17 protein-coding genes are annotated in these 18,086 nt (G+C 59.2%); all 17 read right to left on the bottom strand.

The window, feature by feature from the left end; all coding sequences use genetic code 11:
- Positions 1-27 precede the first annotated feature (27 nt).
- The 17 genes from ACP3TA_RS20960 to tssB all read right to left on the bottom strand — a co-directional run bounded on the left by ACP3TA_RS20960 (position 28) and on the right by tssB (position 18,061).
- Positions 28-1,473 (bottom strand): serine/threonine protein kinase, encoded by a 1,446-nt coding sequence (locus tag ACP3TA_RS20960; protein ID WP_033643565.1) that lies wholly within the window; start codon positions 1,471-1,473, stop codon positions 28-30.
- Between the two features lie 49 nt (positions 1,474-1,522).
- A complete protein-coding gene (gene tssH, locus ACP3TA_RS20955; RefSeq protein WP_089194899.1) occupies positions 1,523-4,177 on the bottom strand; it encodes a type VI secretion system ATPase TssH in 2,655 nt (884 codons plus the stop codon).
- Between the two features lie 56 nt (positions 4,178-4,233).
- Complete coding sequence (tssG, locus tag ACP3TA_RS20950) at positions 4,234-5,304, bottom strand: type VI secretion system baseplate subunit TssG (RefSeq protein WP_060660567.1); 1,071 nt, start codon at positions 5,302-5,304, stop codon at positions 4,234-4,236.
- Entirely contained in the window at positions 5,301-7,187 is a 1,887-nt protein-coding gene (tssF, locus tag ACP3TA_RS20945) for a type VI secretion system baseplate subunit TssF (RefSeq protein ID WP_426784420.1), read from the bottom strand. Before tssF ends, tssG begins: the two co-directional genes overlap by 4 nt.
- Before the next feature lie 4 nt (positions 7,188-7,191).
- The gene (locus tag ACP3TA_RS20940) at positions 7,192-7,767 is read right to left on the bottom strand and encodes a type VI secretion system baseplate subunit TssE (RefSeq protein ID WP_033643562.1); all 576 of its coding nucleotides are present in this window, start codon (positions 7,765-7,767) and stop codon (positions 7,192-7,194) included.
- A gap of 2 nt (positions 7,768-7,769) precedes the next feature.
- Positions 7,770-8,591 carry a type VI secretion system accessory protein TagJ gene (locus ACP3TA_RS20935; RefSeq protein ID WP_033643561.1) on the bottom strand — a complete coding sequence of 274 codons (822 nt, stop codon included), beginning with the start codon at positions 8,589-8,591 and terminating at the stop codon, positions 7,770-7,772.
- Positions 8,592-8,606: 15 nt separating this feature from the next.
- Positions 8,607-9,593, bottom strand: a complete 987-nt coding sequence (locus ACP3TA_RS20930) for a hypothetical protein (RefSeq protein ID WP_047025438.1) — start codon at positions 9,591-9,593, stop codon at positions 8,607-8,609.
- 29 nt (positions 9,594-9,622) lie between these two features.
- Positions 9,623-10,396: a PP2C family protein-serine/threonine phosphatase gene (locus ACP3TA_RS20925; RefSeq protein WP_033643559.1), complete on the bottom strand. Its 774-nt coding sequence runs from the start codon at positions 10,394-10,396 to the stop codon at positions 9,623-9,625.
- Positions 10,396-12,114, bottom strand: a complete 1,719-nt coding sequence (gene tagH / locus ACP3TA_RS20920) for a type VI secretion system-associated FHA domain protein TagH (RefSeq protein ID WP_426784419.1) — start codon at positions 12,112-12,114, stop codon at positions 10,396-10,398. The genes ACP3TA_RS20925 and tagH overlap by 1 nt, the downstream gene beginning before the upstream one ends.
- A gap of 405 nt (positions 12,115-12,519) precedes the next feature.
- Positions 12,520-13,281 (bottom strand): DUF4225 domain-containing protein, encoded by a 762-nt coding sequence (locus ACP3TA_RS20915; RefSeq protein ID WP_197816306.1) that lies wholly within the window; start codon positions 13,279-13,281, stop codon positions 12,520-12,522.
- Between the two features lie 62 nt (positions 13,282-13,343).
- Positions 13,344-13,697 (bottom strand): T6SS amidase immunity protein Tai4 family protein, encoded by a 354-nt coding sequence (locus ACP3TA_RS20910; protein ID WP_050594451.1) that lies wholly within the window; start codon positions 13,695-13,697, stop codon positions 13,344-13,346.
- 12 nt (positions 13,698-13,709) lie between these two features.
- On the bottom strand, positions 13,710-14,168 hold the full coding sequence (locus tag ACP3TA_RS20905) for a T6SS amidase immunity protein Tai4 family protein (RefSeq protein ID WP_197816309.1): 459 nt from the start codon (positions 14,166-14,168) through the stop codon (positions 13,710-13,712).
- A gap of 159 nt (positions 14,169-14,327) precedes the next feature.
- Positions 14,328-14,687 carry a T6SS amidase immunity protein Tai4 family protein gene (locus ACP3TA_RS20900; protein ID WP_033643555.1) on the bottom strand — a complete coding sequence of 120 codons (360 nt, stop codon included), beginning with the start codon at positions 14,685-14,687 and terminating at the stop codon, positions 14,328-14,330.
- Positions 14,684-15,169: a type VI secretion system amidase effector protein Tae4 gene (locus ACP3TA_RS20895; protein WP_071796739.1), complete on the bottom strand. Its 486-nt coding sequence runs from the start codon at positions 15,167-15,169 to the stop codon at positions 14,684-14,686. Before ACP3TA_RS20895 ends, ACP3TA_RS20900 begins: the two co-directional genes overlap by 4 nt.
- Before the next feature lie 58 nt (positions 15,170-15,227).
- Positions 15,228-15,710: an Hcp family type VI secretion system effector gene (locus ACP3TA_RS20890; RefSeq protein ID WP_004934962.1), complete on the bottom strand. Its 483-nt coding sequence runs from the start codon at positions 15,708-15,710 to the stop codon at positions 15,228-15,230.
- Between the two features lie 305 nt (positions 15,711-16,015).
- Positions 16,016-17,521, bottom strand: a complete 1,506-nt coding sequence (gene tssC / locus ACP3TA_RS20885; protein WP_004934958.1) for a type VI secretion system contractile sheath large subunit — start codon at positions 17,519-17,521, stop codon at positions 16,016-16,018.
- A gap of 3 nt (positions 17,522-17,524) precedes the next feature.
- A complete protein-coding gene (gene tssB / locus ACP3TA_RS20880; RefSeq protein ID WP_015378282.1) occupies positions 17,525-18,061 on the bottom strand; it encodes a type VI secretion system contractile sheath small subunit in 537 nt (178 codons plus the stop codon).
- Positions 18,062-18,086 lie beyond the last annotated feature (25 nt).

The following is an 18,086-nucleotide window of genomic DNA, read 5'->3' as shown; positions in this document are numbered from 1 at the left end:
CCGCCGAGGCGGAGTTTCAGAACGGGATTAGCCGGCAGTGGCCGGGTTGACCAGCCAGGTGCCGGCGGTGTCGATGCTGAGCTGCTGGCGGCGGAGCCGATCGTTGTGACGGATCTCCAGCTGATAGCGGCCCGGCGCCAGGTTCAGGCTGGCGAAGCCGTTTTCGCCCGGCGTCACCTGCTGCGGCTTGCCGTCGAGGCTGACCTGCTCACCCGGTTGCAGTTTGAAGTACACCAACGCCACCGGTTGCGCCGGCGGCGCCGCTTTTTCAGGTTCCGCCGCCGCAGGCTGCGCGGTTTGCGGCGCGCTCGGCTGCTGCGTCAGGGTTTTCTGCGCCGGTGACGCCTCGCTGTTTTGAGCGACGGCCTGGGCATCGTCCTTGCCGCCGCTCAGCCAGGCGATCGCGCCGATCACCAGCAGCGCGGCGACGCCGGCGCCGGCCATCATCGGGCGCGAGAATTGGGTGCCGCGCGCGGTAACGGTGCCGGCTGCGGCCGCAGCGGCGGCCGGGTTGGCGGCGACCAGCAAGTTCTCCGGCGCGGCGGCCGGGGTGCTGATGATTTCGTTTTCATCGGCGATCGGCAGATGCAACAGCTCGGCCATTTCGTCGATGGTCTGCGGGCGGTCTTCCGGCTTCAGCGCCAGCGCGCGATCGACGGTGCGCAGCAGCTCCGGCGAGTAGCCGGCGGGGCGGCGCTCGGTCAGCGGCTGGTAGCTGTCTTCGATGCTGCGCACCACGCTGACCGGCGGCGGCGAACCGACGATCAGCGTGTGCAGCACGGCGCCGAGCGCGTAGATATCGGTCCACGGCCCTTGTTCGCCGTCGCTGTTCTCGGTGTACTGCTCGATCGGCGCGAAGCCCGGCTTGAGCATGATCTCCGTTTCGTCCGACAGGTTGCCGATCTCTTTGCGCGCCGACCCGAAGTCCAGCAGCACCGGCAGCTGGCTCTCCTGGATCTGGATGTTATCCAGCGAAATGTCGCGGTGCAGATAGCCTTCCTGATGGATGGTGTTGATGGCGCTGAACAGCGGCGGCAGCAGCCGACGGATCCACGCCTCGTCGATTTTCTCCGGCTGCTGCGCCTGCAGGTTTTTCAGCGTGGTCCCGCTGTAAAACTGGGTGCCCATATAGGCGGTGCCGTTCTCTTCCCAGAAGCGCAACACGTGCAGCAGACCGGGATGCGAGAAGCGCGCCAGCAGACGCGCCTCCTGGATAAAGCTGTTCAGCCCGGCCTGGAAAGTTTTGCCGAAGCGTTCGCCGCGCAGCCCGATGCTGAGATCGTCGTTGCGTTTCGCCAGCGAGGTTGGCATGTACTCCTTGATGGCGATGGTACGTTCCAGTTGGTGATCGTAGGCGCGGTAGACGATGCCGAAGCCGCCTTCGCCGATCGCTTCCTGGATCTCGAATTCATTGAATCGATAGCCGCTCGGCAGGCTGTTCGAATTCGGTTTGGTTATCCCGGTTCCCGACATAGTGATGACTCTCTGTGTTCAAAGGGCCGCCGTCTCGGCGGCCGCGGCGTTATGCCTGAAATTGACAAATGAATTCGTTGTTCTGCAGCGCGATATGCAGCTGGCGATAGCGCTGGTCGTTGGCGCTGCCGGTCAGCAGGGTGTGGCTGATCTGCGGCAGCAGGGTGTTGGTCAGGATAGCGTCGACCATGCGGCCGCCGGACTCCACCTCGGTGCAGCGGCTGACGATCTGCTCGATAACCGCGTCGTCGAAGGTGCAGACGATGTCGTGATTCTCCGCCAGGCGACGCTGAATGCGGCCCAATTGCAGGCGCACGATGTTGCCCAGCGTGGCGTCGGTCAGCGGGTAATACGGCACCACCAGCAGGCGGCCGAGCAAGGCGGCCGGGAACACCGACAGCAGCGGTTGGCGCAGCGCACCGCTCAGCGCCTCCGGCTCCGGCAGCAGCTCCGGATCGCTGCACAACCCGGCGATCAGATCGGTGCCGACGTTGGAGGTCAGGATGATGATGGTGTTGCGGAAATCGATATGACGGCCTTCGCCGTCCTCCATCCAGCCCTTGTCGAACACCTGGAAGAAGATTTCATGTACGTCCGGGTGCGCCTTTTCGATCTCGTCCAACAGCACCACGCTGTAAGGACGGCGGCGAACCGCCTCGGTCAACACGCCGCCCTCGCCGTAGCCGACATAGCCGGGCGGCGCGCCTTTCAGCGTCGAAACGGTGTGCGACTCCTGGAATTCGCTCATGTTGATGGTGATGACGTTCTGCTCGCCGCCGTACAGGGTTTCCGCCAGCGCCAGCGCGGTTTCGGTTTTGCCGACGCCGGAGGGCCCGGCCAGCAGGAATACCCCGACCGGTTTGTTCGGATCGTCCAGCCGCGCTCGTGAGGTGCGCACCCGGCGGGCGATCAGATCCAGCGCATGGCGTTGGCCGATGACGCGCTGATTCAGGGTGTCGGAGAGCTGCAGCACCGCTTCAATCTCGTTTTTCACCATGCGGCCCAGCGGGATGCCGGTCCAGTCGGCCACCACCGCCGCCACGATGTTGGCGTCGACGGCGGCGAAGATCAGCGGCGCTTCGCCCTGCAGCGCGCTCAGCTGCTGCTGCAGTTCGCCCAATTGGGCGCGCAGCGCGTCGGCATCAGGGCGCGTTTGCGTCTCTTCGTCGGTGCTCGCCTCTTCTTGGGCGTGCAGTTGGGCGCGCAGCGTGATGATCTGCTGGATCAGCGCCAGCTCCTGCTGCCAACGCTCGGTCAACTGTTCGAGTTCCTGGCGCAGCGCGGTCAATTGGGCTTCAATCTCCTGCGGGCGCAGGGGATCGCCGATGCCGACCTTGGCCTCGCGACGGGCGATATCCAACTCTATCTGCAGCGCATCGATGCGGTGGCGGCAGTCTTCGACCTGGGCGGGCTCGGCATGTTGGCTGACCGCCACGCGCGCGCAGGCGGTATCCAGCAGCGCCACCGCCTTGTCCGGCAACTGGCGGGCCGGAATATAGCGATGGGACAGCCGCACCGCGGCGTCCACCGCTTCATCCAGCAGCAGCACGCGGTGGTGTTGCTCCAGCGGGCTGACGGTGCTGCGCAGCATCAGCAGCGCTTTGTCTTCGCTCGGTTCGTGCACCTGCACCACCTGGAAACGGCGGGTGAGCGCGGGATCCTTCTCGATGTATTTCTTGTATTCCGACCAGGTGGTGGCGCCGATGGTGCGCAGTTGGCCGCGCGCCAATGCCGGTTTCAGCAGGTTGGCGGCGTCGCCGGTGCCCTGGGCGCCGCCGGCGCCGATCAGGGTGTGAATTTCGTCGATAAACAGGATGATCGGCGTCGGGCTGGATTGCACTTCGTCGATCACCGCCTGCAGCCGTTTTTCAAACTCGCCCTTGACGCCGGCGCCGGCCTGCAGCATGCCGATGTCCAGCAGGCACAGCTTCACGTCGCGCAGCTGCGGCGGCACGTCGCCGGCCACGATGCGCAGCGCCAGGCCTTCCACCACGGCGGTTTTGCCGACGCCGGCCTCGCCGGTCAGCAGCGGGTTGTTCTGGCGGCGGCGCATCAGAATATCGACGATTTGCCGGATCTCTTCATCGCGGCCGGCCACCGGGTCGATCTCGCCGTTGCGCGCTCTGGCGGTCAGATCCTGGGCATACTGCTCCAGCACGCTTTCACCGCTGCGCGCCGCGCCGGGCAGGGGCTCGGCGCCGCTTTGCGCCGCCGCATCCTGGGCGTTTTCCGCCGAGTGAGCGGTAATGGCGGCGAACTGTTCCATCAGCAGATCGGCGTTGATGCGCTCGAACTGCGGGGAAATGGCCTTCAGCAGGTGGCGCAGGCTGTAGGTTTTCAGAATGCCGAGCAGCAGGTGGCCGCCGCGGATGCGCGCCGCGCCGAACTTCAATGAGCCATAGACCCAGGCGCGTTCTACCGCGCTGTCGATGTGCTCGGACAGATCGGAGATGGCGCTGGCGCCGCGTGGCAGGCGATCGAGCGCCTCGACGATGTCGCGCGCCAGCTGCGCCTCGTCCAGCGCGAAGTGGCGAACGATCTGCTGCAGATCGCCGTCCGGCGATTGCATCAGCTGATGCAGCCAGTGCGCCAATTCGACGTAGGGGTTACCGCGCAGCTTGCAAAACGCCGTCGCACTTTCCAGAGAGGTGAATAACAGGCTATCCAGTTTGCCGAATAATACCGAGCGGCTGATTTCAGACATGGTTTTCCTCAGGTCTCAGAGTGGCCTGACGCCGCAGGGCGCCGGCCGAAATAGGGTCAGAACGGGTTTTCCAGCGGTTCAGGGCTGAAGATCAGATCGTCGAGATCGCGCTGTCGCCGATGGTCGGCCAGCCAACTGCTCAGGCCCAATCGCTGCGCGCCGCCGAGCTGGATGCCGTGCGCCTGTTCCTTCGCCAGGATCAGGCGCACTTCCCAGACGAACTCGATGCCCAGGTATTGGCGCACCCAGTCGCGCAGTTGCCGGCACAGATCGGCGCCGGGCAGAAAGCGGTCATAGTCCTGCTGCGGCATCGGCCCCAGCTCGATGCGGAACTTGTGCTGGATATCCCGCACCGCGATGCCGAGAAAGGCCGACTCGCCGAGCCGCGGCGCGCCGCGTCCGGCCTTGAGCCGCGCCTGCTCGCGCGGCTCCACCCGCAGCCAGTGCGGCACGTTTTCGACGATGCGCACCGGCACCTTGAAATACTGCTGCAAAATTTTGCTCAGGCCTTCCGGATCGCGGCTGTGGCGAATCAGATGACCGGCCATAAAATGTTTAGCGTGGGCGTTGATGCTGTCGCGCTCTTGCTGCGCCGGCTGGCCGATGCCGATCAGGCTCGACAGGTACTCGTCGAAGCGCCGGTTGTCGGGGCGATCCAGCGACACCGTAGGTTGCGCGTCGGCCCAGGCGCGGTAAAACAGCAGCGTCAGCCGGTGATGGAACAGATTGGTGAACGCCAGCAGGGTGGTGTCCTGATGGTGATACACCCGTTCGCGCACGTATTCGGTCAGGTGCAGCGGCAGCGGCCCGTTGGGGCCGAACAGGCCGAAGCTGAAGATCGATACGTCGTGCAGCGGGCTGTTGGCGCGCGGCGTCACCTGCGCCAGCGTGGACGGCGCGAACGACAGCGAAGGTTCCTGGCCCAGGCGCAGCATCTCGTGGCGCGGCAGCGGCGCGCGCCCCAGCAGGTAGGGTTGGCCGCCCTGGGCGTCGATGCGCCGCAGCAGTTGAAACAGATCGTGCTTGTAAGGCGCGCTGCGCAGCCGCGGCCAGAAGTCGTCCGGCAGGCGATACAGCGCGTTGATCTGCGGCGGCGCCAGTTCGGTGGCGATCATCTCCGCGTTCATATCAGCGTCCTTTTGCCCATGCGCGCCTGCCAGTGGGCGATCTCGCCGCGCTGCTGGCTGGAGAGCGTCATCTCGGTGAAGGTGTTCATCGCCACCAGGCGCGAGAACAGGCGCTCCAGCACGCTGCCGAGCAGGTAAGGACTGTTGCCGGAGAACGCCTGCTCATCGACCGTCAGATCGATGGCGATGCCGCGCGCGAACACGATGGGGCCGGGTTCAGGCACTCGCCGATAGACCGGCCGCAGGTTGCAGTGGCGCACGCCCTGGATCTGTTTGGCGATCGCCGGCTCGCTCAGGTTGCCGTACAGCCCCAGCAGCTGGCGCAGGCTGGCGGCGCCCTGTTCCGGATCGCCGTCCATCATGCTGAGGTAATTCAGCTGCAGCTGACTGATCAACCGCCAGGTGATCATCCCTTCGGCCAGCGCCGGACGCGGCGGCGTAGGGCCTTTGCGCAGCGAGACCTGCTTGATCGGGATTGAATCGGGCATCACGAAATTGCCCTGATCCTGCTGCAACAGCATCAACGGCAGGTCGCGGCTGGTGCACAGCACGTCGGCGGTGAGGTATTTCAGATCGCTGTGCCACGGCGACTGCCGTTCGTCCACCAGCGATACGAACACTTCCGAACCGGCATAGCCGGTGCGGGTGCCGTAGCGGCGGGCGTGTTCCGACAGCGTGCGCTGTTCGCGCCGCAGCGAGAAGTAGGCGCCATAGTTGCCGTCGTCCGCGCTCAGGGTGCTGTAAAACGGCCGAAACTCTTGCTCGTAGCGTTTTTCGCTGGCGCTACCGCCGAGCCGCTGCACCGAAAACACTTCGTAATCCAGCGGCCGGATATTGTCGACCACCAGATGGTATTCGTGGTTCTTTTCGTTGATCGCGATGCGTTCGGCCACTTTCGGAAACAGGTTGATCACCGGCGTGCAGTGCAGCGCCAAATGGGCAACGTCGACCACTCGTTCCAGCGCGGCGTCGTGCCTATCGAGCAGCACCACGATTTCGAACTGGCGCAGCGCCTTTTTCCCTTCGCGCACGCTTTGCAACAGCGGACGCAGGCCGTTGACGCTGAAGAACTGGAAGCGCGCCGGGAAGGCGAAATATTCTTGCAGCAGCCGGTAGCCTTCGAAGTTGCGCAGATCGTTGGGCAGCAGCGCCTGATCGGCGGCAAAGCCTTCCTGTCGCAGCCCATCCAACGCCAGCGCCCGCCGCTGCGGCTGAGCCTCCACCGTTTGGCAGACAAGCCCGACGCTGTGCTGCATCAGCAACTCCAGCAGCTGCTGCGCCTGCATGTCCGGCCCGGCCAGGTAAAACATCAATTGGTCCAGCTGCAGGTTGTTGAGCGTCACGCTTTCGTAGCACTCGAGCCGAATGCGCAGCGCGCTGACGCAGCCGCAGTGCTGCAGCCCCAGCGAGGCCAGCGGAATATCGGCCGGAATGCCGCCCAGCTCGACGCCGGCGATGCGCACCGGCTGCAGCGTGACGTCATGCGCCGTGGTGTAACTGCAGGTAATGCCGCTTTTCTTCAGCGTCTGGCTGTCCATCATGGTGCCGCGCGGCACCACGAAGCCGTTGCTGATATCGCCTTTACTGCTGTCCGGCTGCAGCTCGGCGATCGCCATCGACGGCGTCGGCGACAGGTAGTTGGGGTAGATGATCTCCAGCAAGCGCTGAGAAAAGCGCGGGAACTCGGCGTCCATTTTCAGCTGCACGCGCGAGGTGAGGAAGGCGAAGCCCTCCATCAGACGCTCGATATAAGGGTCCGCCACGTCGATGCCGCGCATGCCGAGACGGCCCGCGACCTTCGGGTACTGTTCGGCGAACTCGGCGCCCATCTCACGCAGATAGGCCAGTTCGCGGTTGTAATAATCTAACAGTTTACTGTCCATCGCCTTACCCTATGTCTTTCAGATCGAAGTGGCCGTTTTCCAGATCCACGTCGGTACGGAACAGAAACTCCAGCGGATAGGGCACGCACCACAGGCGGCCCTTGATTTCGATCGACAGCACGTTGTGCAGCTCCAGCGAGCCGGTGTCCGAAATGCAGCGCACCTGCAACCCGTCGGGCAGAATGCGCGGCTCGAAATGGAGGATGGAATCGGTCAGCGCGCGCTGAATGTCCAGCCATTCGATGTCCGACATGCGCTTGCCCGCCAGCGAGGCGATGCCGTAATTCAGGGTGGAACGCCGCACCTGCGGAAAATCGCCGAGATCCAGATTGGATTCGCTGTTGACGCAGTTGAACAGCCACTGCAAATCGCGCAATACCCGGCGGCGCAGCTCGCTGTGCGACACCAGGTTGCGCACCTGCGCCTCCTGCTTTTTCTGCGGTTCGTCGTCGGTCAGCATGTCGAGCAGCACCGGCTGCATTTTGTCGCGTGAAGTCAGGCGTTCGCTGTCCTGACGAGAGCGATAGCCCTGGCGGCGCAGATCGCCGCCGTCATAGTGGGGTGGGCGCTTGTCGTTCATGGTCAGGCGCTCGCGTCGAAGCTCAACTGCCGCAGGCTGTGCAGCGGGAATTCGTCGCTTTCGCTGAGCCAGGTCTTCAGGCCCAGCCCCGCATAGTGGGCGCCGTCGCCCAGCGGTTGCCATTCGGTGCGTTTGCCGAGCAGCAGCGCGTCGTCGCTGCCTTCGGGCAGCGGGTAACGGGCGGGCAGTTGGCATACCTGTTCGCGGCCGTCGGTCAGGCGCACCAGCGCATGGCTCCACACCAGATCGATGGCGCTCTGTGGCGCCTGGAACTGGATAGCGGCGATGTCGGCAAACGGCACCCAGTAGTAAACGCCGTTGAGCGCCAGCTCGCACACCGGCCCGAGGCGGCCGTCACCGTCGGTCAGCCAGTCGAAACTCAGCTGCCGCTCTTGGTCGCCTTCGGCCAGCATTAACCGCCCGGCGCCGGCCGGGGCGGCCTCCAGCGCCTCATCGCGCAGCGTCTGGGCCTGCTCGGCCGCCCCTTGCGCATCCTGATGCAGCGCCTGCACCATCAGTTTCAGCCAGGGATGCGCCTGCCGCAGCAGCGTCGGCGCGGCCGTGCCGGCGAATACCGCCTGGCGTTGCAGCTCGGCGTTGACCGACTGCATCAGCAGCAAGGTGGTTGGTTGGGCGATCGGTTTCAGCGCCTGCCAGGATTTCAACTGCGCGTTGGCGCGCGTCCAGTTACCGCTCAGACACAGCAGTTGCACCAGCGCGGCGCGCAGGTCGGCATCCGCCGGTTTTGCCTTGATATCGTTCTCGACGGCGGTGATGGCCGCGGCGATCGACTGGCCTTGCAGCATGCTTGCTAATGATTTCACAGGCTTTCCTTATAATCAGTGAGTGGCGCCGTTAACCGACAGGTAGCTGCCGCTGGCGGGATCGACCCGGTCTGCGGCCAACTGTTCCACCAGCTTGAAGGTCAGCGGGGCGGAGGCGCTCAGCAGCGGCTGCCAGGCGGTTTGCGCCTGCTGCACGCGCTGTGTGATCTTGGTCTCGTCGGCGGCGTCGACACGCGGCATTTCAACGATCGCTTCACCGTTGAACGCCCAGGCATGCAACTGCGGTTCGAAGGTCAGCAGCAGGAAGCTGCCCGGCGCCTGCGGGTTGCCGCCCAAAATGAGCCGTTGGGCGTTGGCGCTGACGACGGTCAGCGCGCGATCGCCGCCGTTAATCTTCGCCAGCGGGTAACCTTGCAGGAACCACAGCGTCGGCGAGAGGGTTTGCCCGCCGTGTTGCAGCGTGACCGCGCCGCTGCCTTGCAGCCAGCCGTCCTCGCCGCAGCGCAGCGCGTCGCCGGCGGGAATGAACAGCGCGCCGCCGGTGGCTTCGTCACCCCAGAAGGTGCGGAAGTGGCAGCCCTGCGGCAGGCTAAAACGCTGTGGCGGCGCGGTGTCCGCCTGCGCAGAGGTGACGGCCACCGCCGCAGGAATGGTCGGCGGCGGCGGGGTTTGCGGCTGCTCGGCGGTCTCTTGCTTGACCACCGGTTTCCAGCCGCGCGCTTTGGCGGCTTCGCCGGTCGCCAGCTTCTCACCGCGCTTGTCGGTCAGCGTCCAGGGCAGATGACCGGCTTTTGGGCACTGCTTTTCCAGCAGATTGCCGACGCGGGGCAGAAAGTCGTTCAACACGGCCGGATCTTTGCCTTGCGCCGAGACGATGCGCAGCGGGATGCTTTTGCCGCACCAGCTTTCCGGATTGCTGTTCTTGACGTCATCAATAAACACTTCCAGCTTCTGGCTGGGGGAGTAAACCAGGCGATAGTTCATCGCCTGCGCGGTCGGTACCGCCATCAGGGCGACGAGCCCCGGCATCCAGTATTTCATAGTGAACCTTGCTGTGAATGTGCGCCGACTCAGTCGCGGATGAGAAACCGTTCCGCATCCGCCAGCGAATGCAGCAGGGTGGTTTCCTGCGGTGAGCCAATCCAGACGGCGATAGCGCTGTAGTTATCGCTGTTATTGTTTTTCTTCCATGCCTGCTGCATCAGGGCGATCCACTCGCTGGGGGAGTTGACCATGTGCAGCGACTGTTCCAGTTCGGCCTGGCTGAAGCTGTGCCAGAAGCCGTCGGTGCACAGCAGGAAAACGTCGCCGTCTTCCAGCTGCAGCACGTCGCTGTAGGTGGCGTCGCGCTCTTCGTTGAGCCCCAGCGCGAAATACAGCAGGTTGCTGTTGATGCCGTTGGTCTGATAACCGGCGTCCTGCATCTGTTGGATCAGGCTGTGGTCGGTGGTGACGGCATGCAGGTAGCCGCGGCGGAACAGGTACAGGCGGCTGTCGCCGGCGTGCGCCCAGTAGGCCAGCTGGTAATCGCGATCGATAAACAGACTGACCAGCGTGGTGCCCATCTTGCTGTATTCGTCCGACTGCCGCTGCTGCTGGTGGATGGCGGCATTGGCGCGCGTAATGTGCTGACGAATGCTCTGGGCGTTCAGGTGCTTTTCGCCGTCGAAGTTTTGCAAAATGGTGTCGCGCGCCAGTTTGGCGGCGATATCGCCGCCCGGAAAACCGGCGATGCCGTCGCACACCACGAAGCAGGCGGCGCGGTTGCCGAGCACCTCGCCGGTCTGATCCTGGTTGGAGGCGCGGCCGCCCTGATTGGAGGTAGAGGCTATGGTGATATTCATTACGCGTCCGGTTTGGTCTGTGAGTCTTTGTATTGATTCACTTCAACGTCATAGGCGTGCAGGAAGGCTTCGCCGAACAGGGTGTGGAAATCGTCCTCGATCTCGCCGGAGGTTTGCTGATAGTTCTTCACAAAGTAGTCCCACAGCGCGGCCTTGCGGTTGGCGGGCAGCGACAGACGCGGCGCCACGCCTTCCTTGCGCGCTTCCTCTTCGAGGCGCTCCGGGTTGAAGGACTGCAGCATGGCGGCGATGATGGCGCGAATGCCGGCGATCATCCCCAGCTGGTGTGCCTGCAGGTCGATCAGCGCATCGCGCACCGCCTGTTCCGGCGGCATAAAGCCCGGCATCTGGCTGCCGAACATCTGCATCAGCACCGTTTTCCCCGAAGGCAGCAGTTTGAACGGGTTGTTGGCCTCGTCGAGGATCATGGTCATCTCGGCCTTCACGCCGCGCTTGAGGATCGAGCGGGATGAGAGCAGGGCGACGGTGCCTTGCGAGAACAGGCTCAGCAGGCGGCCGGCCTGGCGGATCTGTTGTTCGTCGAAATGCGGCTGCGGCTGCAGATCGTCGAGACCGATGCCTTGCAACAGCGCCGTCAGCAGCGGCCCCTCCAAGGTGTCACCATTCGGCGCGGCGGCGTGCTGCCGCTGGGCGGACTGGTAGGCGACCGGATCGATGCCCAGGCGGTTGCCCTGGCGCGGGCGCGGAGGTTGCGCAGGCGGTTCCTGCTGGCTGAACTGCGGCGCAGGTTGGGGTTGCGGCTCGGGCGTCTGCACGGGCGGCGGCGTCGGCTGTGGGCGCGGCGCTTGCGGTTGTGCGGCGATCGGCGGCGCGGGCGGCTGTACCAGTTCCTCCGGCTGAGCCAGCGGCACGGCGCCGCCCATCAACAGCCCCAGCGGGTCGTTGCTGTTTAACGTCTCTGGCGAAGCGGGCGCGGATGAACCGCCGAACAGCGCCAGCGGATCCAGCTCTTGTTCCGGTTGCTGCGCATTCTGGACGGGGGGAGCCGGGCGCGGTGGCGCAGCCTGCTCCGCCAGCAGCGCGCTGGGGGTGGTGTCGGCCAGGATATGCTCACGCTCAAAAGTGGAGTCGGTGTTGAATAGGGCGGCCGGATCGGTTTGCTGTTGCTGCAATTGGCGCAGATCGACATCGCCCGCCAGCTGCGCCAGCGGATCGGCCGGGTTCAGCTCGCGAGCGGGGGTATCCAGCAGCGGATGGCTGTCTGGATTGGCTACCGGCGGCGGTGTGACGGCGGCCGACGCATTCGGCGTAAATTCTTCCACCAGGCTGTCCCAGATTTCGTTGGGGATCGGCGCGGCGGATTTTTCTTTGGCGGCGGCTGCAGGGGCCGCAGCAGCGGCAACGGCCTTGGCCACCGGTTGAGCCTGCGGCGCGGCGTGCTGTTGCAGCGCGCTGACTTCAATCTGGTAATCGTCGATGCCGAGCACGTCGCCATCCTGCAGTTCAACCTGGCGGCCACGCTCCAGCGGAATATCGTTCAGCAGCACGCGGGTGACGTTGCCGCGATTGGTGATGCGGCATTCGCCGTCAGAGGAAATGTGCACGATCGCCTGCAGACGGGAAATGGCGCGCTCTTCGTCCGGCAGCACCAGGTTGTTGTCCACGCTACGGCCGATGGTGCCGCCCGGCGGCAGAAAATCGCAACTGCTTTGCGGCGGAACCTGGCCGCTTTTATTTTTTACAATGGAAAATCGCATAAGGCATTCCTGCTGATGGGGATTTTAGACTGCTTTGGGCGTATGTTGATTTAGTCATCTAATCAGATGGCTAACTTCGATTCTTTTCTTCTTTGTAATAGGTGTTTTTTGGTAGTTGAGTTAAGTAGATAAAGGTGAACATCAAACTGCCGTAGTGAATAGAGTCATAGTTATCGTTGCCTATTGGGTAGAAAAGATTAAGAAAATCATTTCCATATGCAAAAATTGAGAGCTGTAGGACTCCCATAACAACAACAATGAGACAGTTGAAAACAAACAATGGATAATTGTGTTTGCGTGCCGATATTTTTTTTAAGTAATATAATGCCACTAAAATTATGAGTGACAATGAAAAGTAGGAAAATAAGAATCCATATGAGTAAGTTGATAGCGTGACGTCTGGAGTCATTTTCTTTGGTTGTCCTTTATGAGTTCGTACATCCCGCTGCCGGTTGTTAAATCTGATATAACCTCAATCGTCAAACCTGTTCGGCCCATCTCTTGCCAACCACGAATAAAGTCGCTATTGATATTCCTATATAATCTCCAGGCATCTGGTTTTAATGTTTTCCTGATCATTCCATATCCAGATAGGCTAAGATCTACAGTGCCATAAATTGTATCCGCAGCATCCTGACTATATCCTAGTGCTTTTGCAGTATATCGATAGGCATTTCTGACACTGCCTGATTTATCTTTTCGGAAAAGTAAATAGTAACCGTTTTCATAAATATTGTTAGTACCTTGAGCAATCAGCGGTAAGCCAAAACCGCCACACGCCATACCGAGAGTCGCTGCACAAGTACCGACTCCGGCGAATATTTGTGTTCCTCCACCGACAAAACCTATCTGCTTCAAAATAAGGTTGGTGGTGTTGTTACTCTTCTTTTTTTCTATTGATATATAGAGCGTATTTCTTCCTGCGTCGATAGCAAAAGCTTGGCGTTTAAGATGATTAGTCTCGTCTTCAATGTCCCTGATTGCCCCAGAGTAGGATGTGCAGTGTATACTGATATCCCTTTGTGCAAACTGAATAAGTTGGTCTATTTCCAGTGAGAAATTAGCTCTTGATTCGTTGGTGTATAGATACTGTCGTGAAAACGTTCTTGATAGTTTTTTTAGTTCATCGACAGATCTATCCAGATCTGCTTTTGTTTTGTATTGCATCAGGATTCCTTTCCTATTTTTCTAAACTAACATTTATTATATGTAAGGATGCGTATTTATTATCAGTTGTCGTCTTTCCCTTGGTACTTCTTGATGATGGCTTGTAACGCTTGGCTATGTACAAGATCGATGCACTTGGCCATCGTCATCGGCTCCCCAGACATGCTGTCATAGGGCTTTGCCAGAAATTCTTTTGCCAGCGCCCTGACGGCGGTATGCGCCTCCAGAGAATAATCGCCGAACTCCATGTAACCCCGAGCAGCGGCTGCGGCATCGTTTTTGACTTCTTTTGCTGAGTACCCCTCGGCGATACAGACGCTAAGCGCGTAGTTTTTGAGGTACTCGGCAGGGGAATAGTCAATTTCTGTCGCTGCATTGACGTTCAACGTTGCGGCGATGGCCACAGTCAGTGAGATTTTTTTCACTGATTATTTCCGAGGAGGATTTTCATTTACTCTGTCCGGATTGTCTTTCACCCAATTATCATTAGGGCGCTGTACATAATCTTTCGCAAGTTTATCAAGCTCTTCACTATGGTACATATCCATGCACTTCATTAAGTCTAAGCGGCTTTTCCCATCCTTAGCATTGTAATTCTTTTGCAAGTACTGCTTTGTCAGATTGATGATAGGGGATTCTTCATCACGAATTGCATAGTATGACCAAGCATCGATACCATTCGATGAGGTAATTGCATCTTTGCTAGCCTCTGGTGATGTCTTATAAGCGACGGAAATGCAGTAGGTTAGAGCAATATCCTTGTAGTTTTGCAAATAGCTTCTGTATGCCGCTTGCGGCGGCCAATTTTCAATCGACTCTTCTTGATTTTTCTGCGCTATAGCACAAGTGGCATATAGACAAAAAAAGGAGATAAGGATTTTTTTCATCTCAACACTCCAAAATCCGTATGGTTTGTGCAGAGTAATACATAACCAGCGCATGAGTATCTCAATGCTTGATGGCTAATACCCAGTGAAAATAATTAATAAAACTCTAATTTTCTTAAGTTGATGGTTTTATAAAATTGCAACTTACAATATTAATTATTAATTAGAGTAACGTTCGAAGATGGCTTTAGCCTCACTGGAACTCTGCAGCGAAAGGCAATCTAAAGTATGATAACTTCCTTTAACTGATCCTTGACTATTTTTATTTGCGTACTGTTCAGCCAGTTTTTCGCCTTGTTCGAATGCATCCATGGGGAGTTTACTGAATTCTAAATAGGCGGAAGCGGAACGGAAGGCATCTTGCTTGGTTTTTTCTGAGTCAGTAGATTTCCCAATGCAGCGGCTAATCAGCCAATTTTCATAAATTTCGCTTTGAGGTAAGTTTTCTATTTTTATATCTTCCGCCAGCAACATAGGAGAAACGAGAAGAAGAGCAAGGGCGATGTGGGTAGTCTTCATTTTAATATCCAAAGTGATGCGACTTCAGGAACAAAAGATCCATTCTCAGGATCCCCCATGAAATGACAAGAGTCAGAGCAAATGTCACCGTTCCATAATGTGACATGTCCTCTGGCATTTCGCCAGCCATTTCCTTGTATAACCATTATCCCTTTTTTACCTGAGAATTTAGCTGGGGTAGGGGATTTCACCGTGATATCAGGCTTGCCGAAGTTCTTTTCTAAAAAGAGAATCATATCGTTAACACGATAAAGATACCATTTTTTATCTTTACCAGACACAGTCGCATAACCGGAGTTAGAGGGAATTGGTATGCCTGTATAGTTGAGTACATAACTCATTCGTATAGGACAAGCATTTTCAAAAATACCGTTTTCAATATTGCTTTCTACTTTTCCACCAATCAATGCACCCACTTTTTTTACATTGATATTGACTTCAGAAAAACGAATCCATGCGGGTCCAAATAGAGGTTTTTTCATCCTGACTCTCCATTGTATCCATGTTATGAACCCCCGGCCGTAGCCGGGGGCAGACAAATTAAGCTTCGCGGTTTTCCTTGATGTTCCAACCTGCGCTGCTTTCGGCGCCTTTGCCGCCTTTGTCGCTCTGCTCCCAGTACTGCTGTTTCACTTTCGCCGCCTGGAAGGAGTAGGTGACGCCCACGGTGTCTTCGCCGCCTGCACCGGTGTACTGCACGGCGGTGACCAGCACGTCTTCCAGGGTGATTTTTGCGTATTCAACCTGGGTGCCGCCCGCCTTGCAAACCGACAGCTCAATCTTGGTCAGGTGTTTGCCGCTTGAGCAGTGTTTCAGCAAGGCCGGGGTTGACTTGTCGATCAGCGCGTTGACGTGCAGATCGTTGAAGCACACTTTACCGGCGCCACCGCCGCCGCCAACGCCCATATTGCCTGGTTGAGAGGCGCCCCAGGAGAAAGAAGTAATGTCGGTCCAGCCTTTGTGATTCGAATCTTTGGATTCGCCGCTGGCACCTTCAACTTTCAGGAACATATCAATAGCCATAGTTTCTTCACTCTTTATTAAGGGTTAACAGTAGTATTAACGTTACGTTGAAAAACTCAGGTAATAGCAGCAGGAATTGCAAGTGTGGTAATGCATTACCAATTTATATCCTTGTGCCATGCACCTTCTTAAATACCGAAAACTATCGGTACGGGTTACCGAGCCATTATTAAAATGATAATGGCTCAATGCTTAATTATTTCGCGTTATCTTGGTTCCACATGCGATCCGGGTTTTCTGCGATAGGCTGACGATGAGGTTGATACATCAGCCAGGCCGCGCGATCGCGGCCTGACTCCAGTCCATCAGGACGCGTCGTTTTGCTTCAGCGAAGGCAGCTTCGACACCAGGCGCAGGGAGACGGTCAGGCCTTCCAGCTGGTAGTGCGGGCGCAGGAAGAACTTGGCGCTGTAGTAGCCCGGGTTGTCTTCGATCTCTTCCACCTGCACTTCCGCCGCGGCCAGCGGTTTGCGCGACTTGGTTTCCTGCGATGAGTTGGCCGGATCGCCGTCCACGTAGTTCATGATCCAGTCATTCAGCCAGCGCTCCATATCGTCGCGCTCGCGGAAGGAGCCAATTTTGTCGCGCACAATGCACTTCAGATAGTGCGCGAAGCGGCAGCAGGCGAACAGGTATGGCAGGCGCGCGGAAAGCTGGGCGTTGGCAGAGGCGTCGGCGTCGTAGTATTCCGCCGGCTTCTGCAGCGACTGCGCGCCGATAAAGGCGGCGAAGTCAGAGTTTTTGCGGTGCACCAGCGGCATAAAGCCGTTTTTGGCCAGCTCGGCTTCGCGACGATCGCTGATGGCGATCTCGGTCGGGCACTTCATGTCCACGCCGCCGTCGTCGCTCGGGAAGGTATGGCACGGCAGGTTCTCCACCGCGCCGCCGGATTCCACCCCGCGAATGGCGGTGCACCAACCGAACTCTTTGAACGAACGGTTGATGTTGGCGGCCATGGCGTAGGCGGCGTTGGTCCAGGTGTAGTTGCCGTGGGTCGCGCCGTCGGTATCTTCTTCGAAGTCAAACTCGTCCACCGGATTGGTGCGGATGCCATACGGCAGGCGCGCCAGGAAGCGCGGCATCACCAGGCCCAGGTAGCGCGCGTCTTCCGATTCGCGCAGGCTGCGCCAGGCGGCGTATTCGGTGTTCTGGAAAATCTTGGTCAGATCGCGCGGGTTGGAGAGCTCCTGCCAGGACTCCATCTGCATCACGCTTGGCGCGGTGCCGGCGATGAACGGGCAGTGCGAGGCGGCGCCGATCTTGGCCATTTCACCCAGCAGCTCCACGTCCTGCGGGCTGTGATCGAAGTAGTAGTCGCCCACCAGGCAGCCGAACGGCTCGCCGCCGAACTGGCCATACTCTTCTTCGTAGATTTTCTTGAAGATCGGGCTCTGATCCCAGCCCACGCCTTTATAACGCTTCAGCGTGCGGCCCAGCTCCTGCTTGGAAATGCTCATGAAACGGATCTTCAGCATCTCGTCGGTTTCAGAGTTGTTGACCAGGTAGTGCAGGCCGTGCCACGCGCCTTCCAGCTTCTGGAAATCGTCGTGGTGAATGATCTGGTTGATCTGCTGCGACAGCTTTTCGTCGATTTCCGCGATCAGCGCCTGGATGGTGCGGTAGGCGTCGGAAGAAACGGTGACGGTATTTTCCAGCGCCTGCTGCGCCAGAGTTTTCACCGCGTTCTCGACCGCTTCTTTGGCCTGATCGGTCTTCGGCCGGAACTCTTTGTTCAACAGCGCGCTGAACTCATCGCTGGAAAAAGTCTCGGTGGTTTGCAACGCATTTTGTTGCTGAGGCGAGTTGCTCATCGATTAATCCTCACGCTCGTTGTTGTCATCGTTAACCGCCGGCTTCGGCGCGTCGGTCAGGGATTTCAGCAGCGCCGGGTTTTGCAGGATCTTGGAGATCAGCTCCTCGGCGCCGTTTTTACCGTCCATGTAGGACAGCAGGTTGGAAAGCTGGGTGCGGGCGTCCAGCAGATTGTCCAGCGCGTCGACCTTGCGGGCGATAGCGGCGGGGGAGAAGTCTTCCATGCTTTCGAAGGTCAGATCGATGTTCAGCTTGCCTTCGCCGGTCAGGGTATTGTCAACCTGATAAGCGACGCGCGGCTTCAGCGATTTCATGCGCTCGTCGAAGTTGTCTACGTCGATTTCCATGAACTTGCGCTCCTCCACGCTGGCTTGCGGATCGACCGCTTTCCCCACCAGATCCGCCATCACGCCCATCACGAACGGCAGCTGGATTTTGCGCTCTGCGCCATAAATTTCGACATCGTATTCAATCTGTACGCGCGGCGCGCGGTTGCGGGCGATGAATTTCTGCCCGCTGCGGGATTTCGAGTTTGACATGATTTACTCCATCTAATGGCGATTG

Source organism: Serratia sp. 2C06 (assembly GCF_050037615.1).
Lineage (GTDB): Bacteria > Pseudomonadota > Gammaproteobacteria > Enterobacterales > Enterobacteriaceae > Serratia > Serratia ureilytica.
Note: the sequence above shows the minus strand (reverse complement) of the source record. Positions and strands in the feature narration are given on the sequence as shown.

Excerpts from the sequence above, each read along its gene's own strand:
- ACP3TA_RS20960 (WP_033643565.1), bottom strand. The coding sequence starts at position 1,473 with ATGTCGGGAACCGGGATAACCAAACCGAATTCGAACAGCCTGCCGAGC.
- tssH (WP_089194899.1), bottom strand. The coding sequence starts at position 4,177 with ATGTCTGAAATCAGCCGCTCGGTATTATTCGGCAAACTGGATAGCCTG.
- tssG (WP_060660567.1), bottom strand. The coding sequence starts at position 5,304 with ATGAACGCGGAGATGATCGCCACCGAACTGGCGCCGCCGCAGATCAAC.
- tssF (WP_426784420.1), bottom strand. The coding sequence starts at position 7,187 with ATGGACAGTAAACTGTTAGATTATTACAACCGCGAACTGGCCTATCTG.
- ACP3TA_RS20940 (WP_033643562.1), bottom strand. The coding sequence starts at position 7,767 with ATGAACGACAAGCGCCCACCCCACTATGACGGCGGCGATCTGCGCCGC.
- ACP3TA_RS20930 (WP_047025438.1), bottom strand. The coding sequence starts at position 9,593 with ATGAAATACTGGATGCCGGGGCTCGTCGCCCTGATGGCGGTACCGACC.
- ACP3TA_RS20925 (WP_033643559.1), bottom strand. The coding sequence starts at position 10,396 with ATGAATATCACCATAGCCTCTACCTCCAATCAGGGCGGCCGCGCCTCC.
- tagH (WP_426784419.1), bottom strand. The coding sequence starts at position 12,114 with ATGCGATTTTCCATTGTAAAAAATAAAAGCGGCCAGGTTCCGCCGCAA.
- ACP3TA_RS20915 (WP_197816306.1), bottom strand. The coding sequence starts at position 13,281 with ATGCAATACAAAACAAAAGCAGATCTGGATAGATCTGTCGATGAACTA.
- ACP3TA_RS20905 (WP_197816309.1), bottom strand. The coding sequence starts at position 14,168 with ATGAAAAAAATCCTTATCTCCTTTTTTTGTCTATATGCCACTTGTGCT.
- ACP3TA_RS20900 (WP_033643555.1), bottom strand. The coding sequence starts at position 14,687 with ATGAAGACTACCCACATCGCCCTTGCTCTTCTTCTCGTTTCTCCTATG.
- ACP3TA_RS20895 (WP_071796739.1), bottom strand. The coding sequence starts at position 15,169 with ATGAAAAAACCTCTATTTGGACCCGCATGGATTCGTTTTTCTGAAGTC.
- ACP3TA_RS20890 (WP_004934962.1), bottom strand. The coding sequence starts at position 15,710 with ATGGCTATTGATATGTTCCTGAAAGTTGAAGGTGCCAGCGGCGAATCC.
- tssC (WP_004934958.1), bottom strand. The coding sequence starts at position 17,521 with ATGAGCAACTCGCCTCAGCAACAAAATGCGTTGCAAACCACCGAGACT.
- tssB (WP_015378282.1), bottom strand. The coding sequence starts at position 18,061 with ATGTCAAACTCGAAATCCCGCAGCGGGCAGAAATTCATCGCCCGCAAC.